This is a genomic window from Pseudomonas agronomica (genome assembly GCF_025917275.1).
In the GTDB taxonomy this organism is placed as follows: domain Bacteria; phylum Pseudomonadota; class Gammaproteobacteria; order Pseudomonadales; family Pseudomonadaceae; genus Aquipseudomonas; species Aquipseudomonas agronomica.
Genome location: NZ_JAOSHO010000028.1, coordinates 21,151 through 27,807, shown reverse-complemented (window position 1 = coordinate 27,807; position 6,657 = coordinate 21,151). Strand labels below are relative to the sequence as shown.

Here is a 6,657-nt window from a genome sequence, read left to right as displayed (position 1 = left end):
TCGCGAGCAAGCTCGCTCCCACAGGGGGTGGCGTTTACCACCTATTGTTCCGCCAGGAAATCAATCAACGCCCGTGCCGCCGCAGGCAACTGTCGGTGGGGTGGGTAGATGATGGAAAACGGTCGGCTGCGCCCGCCAAAGTCCTCCAGCAATTCCACCAGTTCCCCTCGCTCGACTCGTTCCCGGACGATGAATTCATAGGTCTGGCAGACCCCCAATCCAGCCTGTGCCAGGGAAACAATGCCCAGCACATCATCGGACACCTGCACATTGCCCGTCGGCAACCATTCCCGGTCTTCCTGGTTTTCGCGAAACAGCCACGGCGCGATGCGTCCGCTGCTGGGCATCACGAAGGGCAGGCAGGCGTGGGCGGCCAGTTCATCGATGCGCAGGGGCGTCCCGGCGCGCTCCAGGTAGCGCGGCGCGGCCACCAGGCAGAGGCGGGCGTCTTCCAGTTTGCGGCCAACCAATCCGCTGTCCGGCAACGGACCGAGGCGAATCGCCAGGTCATACCCTTCGGCCACCAGGTCGACATTGCGGTTGGTGATGCTCAGCTCGACTCGTACCTGCGGGCACGCCTGGACGAAACGCGACAGCAGCGCCGGTAGGCGGTAATGACCATAGGTGGTGGGCACGCTCAGGCGCACGCGACCAGTCAACACGCCGTCCTGGCCCTGGATCCGCCGCTCAGCATCGTCAATCAGGGCAAAGGCCGAGCGCGACTGTTCCAGGTACAACGTCCCCGCATCGGTCAGGTTCAGCCGCCGGGTGGTGCGGCGCAACAGTTGCACCCCGAGCCGGGCTTCGAGGCGCGAGATGGCGCGGCTCAGGACCGATGGCGTGGTCCCGAGCGCTACGGCGCCAGCGCTGAGGGTGCCTTTTTCCACGACGGTGACGAAGGCTTCCACATCGGCCAGGTAATCGAATCGACGGGCCATTGTTGCCTCCAGAGGCCAAGTGATGTTCCTTGCGGTCAGTTTGTCGCCGGCAGGCGCATCAATACAGTGAGTACAACTTTTATCGAAGCGGAGTCATCATGAAAAAGCTCACTACCTTGGCAGCCTCTGTCGTTCTGGCAGGCATCAGTGGCGCGGCCTATGCCGACAACGTGCTCGTAGTTCTGTCGGACGCCGATCATCTGGATCTGAAAAATGGCCAGGTCTTCTCCACCGGGTTCTACCTCAACGAGTTGCTCCAGCCAGTGAAACTATTGCTGGATGCCGGCCACCGCGTGACCTTTGCCACGCCCGGGGGCAAGGCGCCGACCCTGGACCGCTCCTCGGTGGACAAGATGTATTTCAATAACGATGCGGCGGAGCTTGAGCGCTACCAGGCGTTGCTGGCCCAGCTAAAAATCACCTCGCCCGAGGAGTCACCGGTGATCAGCCTGACCCGTGCCGAACAAATGGGCCTGGATCGGTTCGATGCGCTGTACATTCCCGGAGGGCACGCGCCAATGCAGGATTTGCTCGCCAGCGCCCCGCTGGGCCGGGTCTTGACGCATTTCCATGAGAAAGGCAAAACCACCGCGTTGGTCTGCCACGGGCCGATAGCCTTGTTGTCGACGCTACCCGATGCCAACGGCTTCGTCGGCCAGCTGGCCACCAAGGGCCAGGCTTCGGCTCAGTCCGGCTGGATCTACGCCGGGTACAAGATGACGGTGATCAGTAATCAGGAAGAGGAATTGGCCAAGGGACTGCTGGGCGGCGGGGCAATGAAATTCTATCCCCAGACCGCGCTGCAACAGGCGGGCGGCCAATACAGCAGCAATACGTCGCCGTGGACGTCCCATGTGGTCATGGATCGGGAGTTGATCACCGGCCAGAACCCGGCGTCGGCGCTGGAGGTGGGGCAGGCGCTGGTCAAGCGGTTGAAGCGCTGATTCAAGAACACCACCGATTCCCTGTGAAAGACTCACCTGTGGGAGCGAGCTTGCTCGCGATAGCGGAGTTTCTGCCAACACTAATGCTGCTGGCGAACCGCAATCGCGAGCAAGCTCGCTCCCACAGGGTTTTGTAGTGTCGCGGGTTTATTTGAACCTGCGCTCCACCCCTTTCTCCACCAGGATCTTCGCCGAAATCTCTTCCACGGAAAAATGCGTGGAGTTGATATGGGGAATATTCTCCCGCCGGAACAGGTTTTCCACTTCGCGCACTTCGAACTCACACTGGGCGTAGCTTGAGTAACGGCTGTTGGGCTTGCGCTCGTTGCGGATCGCGGTGAGGCGGTCCGGGTCGATGGTCAGGCCGAACAGCTTGTGCTGGTGGGCGCGCAGGGCGCTGGGCAGTTGCAGGCGCTCCATGTCGTCTTCGGTCAGCGGATAGTTGGCCGCGCGGATGCCGAATTGCATCGCCATATACAGGCACGTCGGCGTCTTACCACACCGCGACACGCCCACTAGGATCAGGTCGGCCTTGTCGTAATAATGCGTGCGGGCGCCGTCGTCGTTGTCCAGCGCGAAGTTGACTGCCTCGATCCGCTCCATGTAGTTGGAGTTGTGGCCAATGGAGTGGGACTTGCCGACCGAGTAGGAAGAATGCTCGCTCAGCTCCTGCTCCAGGGGCGCCAGGAACGTGGAAAAAATGTCGATCATGAAACCATTCGACGTTGCAAGAATCTCACGGATGTCTTGATTGACGATGGTGTCGAAGATGATCGGCCGGAAACCGTCGGTTTCGGCGGCTTTATTGATTTGCTGTACCATGGCCCGCGCCTTGTCGACGCTGTCGATGTACGGGCGTATGAATTTGGCGAAGGTAATGTTTTCGAACTGTGCCAACAGGCTTTGGCCTAGCGTTTCGGCCGTGATGCCGGTGCCGTCGGAGATAAAGAAAGCAGATCGTTTCATTTGCGCCTTGGGCCTTAAGCTAGTGAGCTAGTCACGATTCTTGGATATGATAGGCGCGATTTGCCGGCCGCCCGTGGCCCGCATTCTCACTTATTTTCCAGGTCCAGGCCATATCGCCGGCAAGCGCTCCCCTGGAGCCGTCGGTGCCTTGAGCTTTTCCAACACAGTTAGTGGAGAGATCACCTTGGTAGAGTACGTAGTTTCCCTCGATAAGCTCGGCGTCCATGATGTAGAGCATGTGGGGGGCAAGAACGCATCCCTGGGCGAGATGATCAGTAACCTCGCCGGCGCCGGCGTCTCGGTGCCAGGTGGCTTCGCCACGACCGCCCAGGCTTATCGTGATTTCCTGGAACTGAGCGGCCTGAACCAGCAGATCCACGATGCGCTCGATGCCCTGGACGTCGACGACGTCAATGCCCTCGCCAAGACCGGTGCCCAGATCCGCCAATGGATCATGGAAGCCGAATTCCCCGAGAAACTGAACGCCGAGATCCGCACCGCTTTCGCCAAGCTGTCCGAAGGCAACCCCGACATCGCCGTCGCCGTGCGCTCCTCGGCCACCGCCGAAGACCTGCCGGATGCCTCTTTCGCTGGCCAGCAGGAGACCTTCCTGAACATCCGTGGCGTGGAAAACGTCATCCGGGCCGCCAAGGAAGTCTTCGCCTCCCTTTTCAACGACCGTGCCATTTCCTACCGCGTGCACCAGGGCTTCGACCACAAACTGGTCGCCCTGTCCGCCGGCGTGCAGCGCATGGTCCGCTCCGAAACCGGCACTGCCGGCGTGATGTTCACCCTCGACACCGAGTCGGGCTTCCGTGACGTGGTGTTCATCACCGGCGCCTACGGCTTGGGTGAAACCGTCGTACAAGGCGCGGTGAACCCGGACGAGTTCTATGTCCACAAGGGCACGCTGGAAGCCGGCCGCCCGGCCATCCTGCGCCGCAACCTGGGCAGCAAGGCCATCAAGATGGTCTACGGCGACGAAGCCAAGGCCGGTCGCTCGGTCAAGACGGTTGATGTGGACAAGGCCGATCGCGCGCGTTTCTGCCTGACCGACGCCGAAGTCAGCGAACTGGCCAAGCAGGCGATGATCATCGAGAAGCACTACAAGTGCCCGATGGACATCGAGTGGGCCAAGGACGGTGACGACGGCAAGCTGTACATCGTGCAGGCCCGTCCGGAAACCGTGAAGAGCCGCACCCAGGCCAACGTCATGGAGCGCTACCTGCTCAAGGAAACCGGCACCGTGCTGGTGGAAGGCCGCGCCATCGGCCAGCGCATCGGCGCCGGCAAGGTGCGGATCATCAAGGACGTCTCGGAGATGGACAAGGTCCAGGCCGGCGACGTACTGGTCTCCGACATGACCGACCCGGACTGGGAACCGGTGATGAAGCGCGCCAGCGCCATCGTCACCAACCGCGGCGGCCGTACCTGCCACGCGGCGATCATCGCCCGTGAGCTGGGCATCCCGGCCGTGGTCGGTTGCGGCAACGCCACCGAGCTGCTCAAGGATGGCCAGGGCGTGACCGTTTCCTGCGCCGAAGGCGACACCGGCTACATCTTCGAAGGCGAGCTGGGCTTCGACATCAAGAAAAACTCCGTGGACGCCATGCCGGAGCTGCCGTTCAAGATCATGATGAACGTCGGCAACCCGGACCGCGCCTTTGACTTCGCGCAGTTGCCGAACGCCGGCGTGGGCCTGGCCCGCCTGGAATTCATCATCAACCGTATGATCGGCGTGCACCCCAAGGCACTGCTGAACTACGACGGCCTGCCGCAGGAAACCAAGGACAGCGTCGACAAGCGCATTGCCGGCTACGACGATCCGGTCGGTTTCTACGTCGAGAAGCTGGTGGAAGGCATCAGCACCCTGGCGGCCGCCTTCTGGCCGAAAAAGGTCATCGTGCGCCTGTCGGACTTCAAGTCCAACGAATACGCCAACCTGATCGGCGGCAAGCTCTACGAGCCGGAAGAAGAAAACCCGATGCTGGGCTTCCGTGGTGCTTCGCGCTACATCAGTGAGTCGTTCCGCGACTGCTTCGAGCTCGAATGCCGCGCCCTCAAGCGCGTGCGCAACGAGATGGGCCTGAGCAACGTCGAGATCATGGTGCCGTTCGTGCGGACCCTGGGCGAAGCGAGCCAGGTGGTCGACCTGCTGGCGGAAAACGGCCTGGCCCGTGGTGAGAACGGCTTGCGCGTGATCATGATGTGCGAACTGCCGTCCAACGCGATCCTGGCCGAGGAATTCCTCGAGTTCTTCGATGGCTTCTCCATCGGTTCGAACGACCTGACCCAGCTGACCCTGGGCCTGGACCGCGACTCCGGCATCATCGCGCACCTGTTCGACGAGCGTAACCCGGCGGTCAAGAAGCTGCTGGCAAATGCCATCGCCGCCTGCAACAAGGCCGGCAAGTACATCGGCATCTGCGGCCAGGGCCCTTCGGACCACCCGGACCTGGCCAAGTGGCTGATGGAGCAGGGCATCGAAAGCGTTTCGTTGAACCCGGACTCCGTGCTGGAAACCTGGTTCTTCCTGGCTGAGGGGCAGGCTGCGGTCTGATCGAGTGAAGGGGCTTGGTAGGCTGATGCCAGTCAGTTAAGCGAAATCCCTGTGGGAGCGAGCTTGCTCGCGATTGGGTGGGTCAGCAAAATTAATGCTACTGACACTCCGCTATCGCGAGCAAGCTCGCTCCCACAGTTCTATGGCTGTGCGTCTCCCCAGTCCCTTTTGATTTGAAGTAGGGCGGGCTCCATCTGGAAGCCGCCCTTTTTTGTGCAAGAAGATTATGCAAAGCAGCAGCAATCTATTTCCTGTCGCCCTGATCAGCGCCGAGCGGCGCGGTGATCTGAGCGAAGATGTCTATCGCCTCAAGCCCGGCAACAGCCCGGACTACAGCGTCGAGCTGGCCGTCACCCGGCTGGGCATGGCCGATGCCGGCGAAAGCCGTGGTGTCCCGGTGATCCTGTTGCACGGCAGTTTTTCCAACCGGCGGTTCTGGTACTCGCCCAAGGGCCTTGGCCTGGGGGCGTACCTGACACGCCTGGGCTTCGATGTCTGGATCCCCGAGATGCGCGGCCATGGCTTGTCCCAGCGCAACCAGGGCTATCGCAACAACCGCGTGGCCGACTACGCCCGGTATGACCTGCCGGTGATCGGCGCCTTTGTGCGCGAACAAAGTGGACAAGTGCCACACTGGATCGGCCATTCCCTGGGCGGTATCACCCTGGCGGCAGCCCTGGGCGGCCATTACCTGGGCGAGCCCGCCGTGGCGTCGGCGGCATTTTTTGGCACCCAGGTCAGCCGCACCTATTGGCCGTTGAAAATCCCGCCGGTGGAATGGAGCGGACGCTTCATTCTCAAGCGTTTCGCGCAATTGTCCGGTTCCAGGCTCAAGCGCGGCCCGGAGGACGAGCCCATTGGCCTGGCCCTGGAGAGCATGCGTTGGTATGGCCTGTTCGGGCGTTTCGGCGACGCCGAGAAGAACTGGTGGGCAGGCCTGGCCGAGGTGCAGGTGCCGGTAATGGCGGTGAGTGCGGCCGGCGATCACCAGGATCCCACCTGGGCTTGTCGCAAACTGTTCGAACAGATCGGTTCCGAGCACAAGCAGTTTGTCTGCCTGGGGCGGGAACAAGGCTTCACGGGTGATTTTGGCCATGTCGAAATGCTCGTCAGCAAGGCCGCGCAAGCGGAGGTCTGGCCGCTGGTGGCGCGCTGGCTGCAAGACCAGCAGGCGTCATTGCCGGCGGATCAGCCCAGGCTGGCCGAGGCGGTCTGACGCCAGGCTCTGGCCAGGGGCATTTCGCTCTGG

The 6,657-nt window shown here is 61.9% G+C and carries 5 protein-coding genes; 3 read left to right on the top strand and 2 right to left on the bottom strand.

The window, feature by feature from the left end:
• Positions 1–41: 41 nt before the first annotated feature.
• Positions 42–938: a LysR family transcriptional regulator gene (locus OC610_RS04625; RefSeq protein WP_264426731.1), complete on the bottom strand. Its 897-nt coding sequence runs from the start codon at positions 936–938 to the stop codon at positions 42–44.
• A gap of 98 nt (positions 939–1,036) precedes the next feature.
• Here OC610_RS04625 and OC610_RS04620 point away from each other — a divergent pair, with 98 nt between their 5' ends.
• A complete protein-coding gene (locus OC610_RS04620; RefSeq protein ID WP_264426730.1) occupies positions 1,037–1,882 on the top strand; it encodes a type 1 glutamine amidotransferase domain-containing protein in 846 nt (281 codons plus the stop codon).
• A gap of 147 nt (positions 1,883–2,029) precedes the next feature.
• Here OC610_RS04620 and ppsR read toward each other — a convergent pair whose 3' ends face one another.
• Positions 2,030–2,848 carry a posphoenolpyruvate synthetase regulatory kinase/phosphorylase PpsR gene (ppsR, locus tag OC610_RS04615; protein WP_003199510.1) on the bottom strand — a complete coding sequence of 273 codons (819 nt, stop codon included), beginning with the start codon at positions 2,846–2,848 and terminating at the stop codon, positions 2,030–2,032.
• Between the two features lie 184 nt (positions 2,849–3,032).
• Here ppsR and ppsA point away from each other — a divergent pair, with 184 nt between their 5' ends.
• Complete coding sequence (gene ppsA / locus OC610_RS04610) at positions 3,033–5,408, top strand: phosphoenolpyruvate synthase (RefSeq protein ID WP_264426728.1); 2,376 nt, start codon at positions 3,033–3,035, stop codon at positions 5,406–5,408.
• A 226-nt stretch (positions 5,409–5,634) separates the two neighbouring features.
• Positions 5,635–6,624 (top strand): lysophospholipase, encoded by a 990-nt coding sequence (locus OC610_RS04605; RefSeq protein WP_264426727.1) that lies wholly within the window; start codon positions 5,635–5,637, stop codon positions 6,622–6,624.
• Positions 6,625–6,657: the final 33 nt, after the last annotated feature.